The organism is Melaminivora alkalimesophila (assembly GCF_000282995.1).
Taxonomy (GTDB): Bacteria; Pseudomonadota; Gammaproteobacteria; order Burkholderiales; family Burkholderiaceae_C; genus Melaminivora; species Melaminivora alkalimesophila.
The window spans coordinates 1-2,594 of sequence record NZ_ALEE01000070.1 but is presented as its reverse complement, the minus strand read 5'-3'; the positions used below and the strand labels follow the sequence as shown (position 1 = coordinate 2,594).

At 71.7% G+C, this 2,594-nt stretch carries 3 protein-coding genes; 1 reads left to right on the top strand and 2 read right to left on the bottom strand.

Annotated features, from left to right (window positions below; genetic code table 11):
- Nucleotides 1–26 precede the first annotated feature (26 nt).
- Nucleotides 27–989 (bottom strand): allantoinase PuuE, encoded by a 963-nt coding sequence (gene puuE, locus A612_RS00845; RefSeq protein ID WP_019372728.1) that lies wholly within the window; start codon nucleotides 987–989, stop codon nucleotides 27–29.
- Between the two features lie 8 nt (nucleotides 990–997).
- Complete coding sequence (locus A612_RS00840; RefSeq protein ID WP_019372727.1) at nucleotides 998–1,672, bottom strand: GntR family transcriptional regulator; 675 nt, start codon at nucleotides 1,670–1,672, stop codon at nucleotides 998–1,000.
- A gap of 125 nt (nucleotides 1,673–1,797) precedes the next feature.
- Between A612_RS00840 and A612_RS00835 the strand changes: the two genes are divergently transcribed.
- Nucleotides 1,798–2,594: glycerate kinase type-2 family protein (locus A612_RS00835; RefSeq protein ID WP_019372726.1), on the top strand; the 797-nt coding region annotated here is incomplete at its 3' end.

Here is a 2,594-nt window from a genome sequence, read left to right as displayed (position 1 = left end):
CGGCAGCCGCAGCGCCGGCCGGGGTTTCAGGGGCTGGGCTGCGCAGGGTGCTGCGCCGCCCAGTGGCGCGCCAGGTCGATGCGCCGGCAGATCCAGACGTGCTCGTGTCGCTGGATGTGGTCGAGGAAACGCTGCAGCGCCGCCATCCGCCCGGGCCGCCCGAGCAGGCGGCAGTGCATGCCGATGCTCAGCATCTTCGGGCGGTCCTCGCCCTGCGGGTCGCCCTCGGCGTAGAGCACGTCGAAGCTGTCGCGCAGGTACTGGAAGAAGGGGTCGGCATGGGAGAAGCCCTGGGGCAGGGCGAAGCGCATGTCGTTGGCGTCCAGCGTGTAGGGCACGACCAGCCGGCACTCCTCCTGCCCGTCGCTGCGGCGCAGCTTCATCCACAGCGGCAGGTCGTCGCCGTAATAGTCGCTGTCGTAGAGGAAGCGGCCCGCGTCCGCCACCAGGCGGCGCGTGTTCGGGCTGTCGCGCCCGGTGTACCAGCCGAGCGCATGGTCGCCACGCCCGCCATACAGCTCGTCGAAGATCGCCAGGCATTCCTGCATGTGGGCACGCTCGATGTGCTCCGGCACGTCCTGGTAGTGGATCCACCTGAGGCCATGGCAGGCGACCTCGTGGCCGAGCTCGTCGAAGGCCTGGGCGACCTCGCGGTGGCGCTCCAGAGCCATCGCCACGCCGAACACCGTCAGTGGCAGCCCGCGCCGCTCGAACTCGCGCAGCAGCCGCCACACGCCGGCGCGCGAGCCGTACTCGTAGATGCCCTCCATGCTCAGGTGCCGCGCCGGGTAGGCGGCCGGGTTGAACATCTCCGACAGGAACTGCTCGCTGCCGGCATCGCCGTGCAGCACGCAGTTCTCGCCGCCCTCCTCGTAGTTCAGCACGAACTGCACCGCCACCCGGGCCTGCCCGGGCCAGCGCGGGTGCGGCGGGTTGCGGCCGTAGCCGACCAGGTCGCGCGGGTAGGGGCTGCAGGCGTCGTAGATCATGGCGGTGGTCATGCGGTGGCGGCCGACAGGGCCAGGGAGAGGTCGCTGGCGGGTGGTTCGCGGTCGAAGGCGAGGCCGGCCTGCACGTTGTCCAGGTGTTCCTGCATGAGCTGGACGGCGCGCTCCGCATCGCCCTTCGCCAGGGCGGCGACGATGGCCTCGTGCTCCTCGTGCGAATGCTCGGCGGCGCTGCTGGACTGGTACATCAGCGTGATCAGCGCGCAGCGCGAGATCAGCTCGCCCAGCAGCTGGGCCAGCACTTCGTTGCCCATCAGCTCGGCCAGGCGCACGTGGAAGTCCCCGAGCAGCGTGGTGCGGTGGCCGATGTCGCCGCCCTGCATGGCTTTTTTCTCGGCGGCGATGTGGCGGCGCAGCGCCTTGAGCTGGGCCGGCGTCTGCTGGGCGACGAAGGCGCGCACCATCTCGGCCTCGAGCATGCGCCGCACGGCAAAGACCTGGCGCGCCTCGTCCACCGAGGGCGTGGCGACGAAGGCGCCGCGCGCCGGCTCGAGCCGGACCAGGCGGTTCTGCGCCAGCTGGAACAGCGCCTGGCGCACCAGGGTGCGCGAGACGCCGAAGTGGTCCGCGAGCTTTTGCTCGGCCAGCTTGGTGCCAGGCAACAGGCGGTGCTCGACGATCGCCCGCGTGAGGCGGTCGACGATGAAGCCGGTGGAGGTGTCCATGGCTTGATCATATCGGTTGGCGACCAGATTTGTATACAGTTTCTGTAGACCGCGGTCAGGGGAAACGAGGACGCGGGAACCCCCGGGGCTCCCATAATGGGGAAGGCCCATTTCCCGTCCGTCCCATGACCCGCGCTTCCCTGCACGATCCGTTCACCGAGCCGCAGGACTTCCTGCTCGACCTGTTTCGTGCGGCGGTGGCGCGCGCCCAGCCCCTGCGAGCCCTGTCCGGGCAGTTGCCGCCCCCGCCGCGCGGGCGCACGCTGGTGCTCGGCGCGGGCAAGGCCGGCGGGGCGATGGCGCAGGCGCTCGAAGCCCTGTGGCCCGAGGACGCGCCCCTGTCGGGGCTGGTGGTCACGCGCTATGGGCACGTGCCGCCGCGCCCGGCGGGCCTGGCGCAGCGCATCGAGGTGGTCGAGGCGGCGCATCCGGTGCCCGACGAGGCGGGCGTGCAGGCCGCGGAGCGCATGCTCGGGCTCGCCCAGAGGCTGGGCGAGGACGACCTGGTGCTGTGCCTGATCTCCGGGGGCGGCTCGGCCCTCCTGAGTCTGCCGGCCGACGGACTGGAGCTCGCGGACAAGCAGCGCATCAGCCAGCAGCTGCTCGCCAGCGGCGCCACCATCGCCGAGATGAACTGCGTGCGCAAGCACCTCTCGCGCATCAAGGGCGGGCGCCTGGCGGCGGCCTGCGCGCCGGCTCCGGTGCTCACGCTGGCGATCAGCGACGTGCCGGGGGACGACCCGTCCACCATCGCCAGCGGGCCGACGGTGGCCGATGCGAGCACCTGCGCCGAGGCGCTGGCCATCCTGGATCGCCACGGCGTCGAGCTGCCGCCGGTGGTGCGCTCGGCACTGCAGGCGGGACGCTGGGAGACGCCCAAGCCGGGCGATGCGCGCCTGGCGCGTAGCGAGCTGCGGCTGGT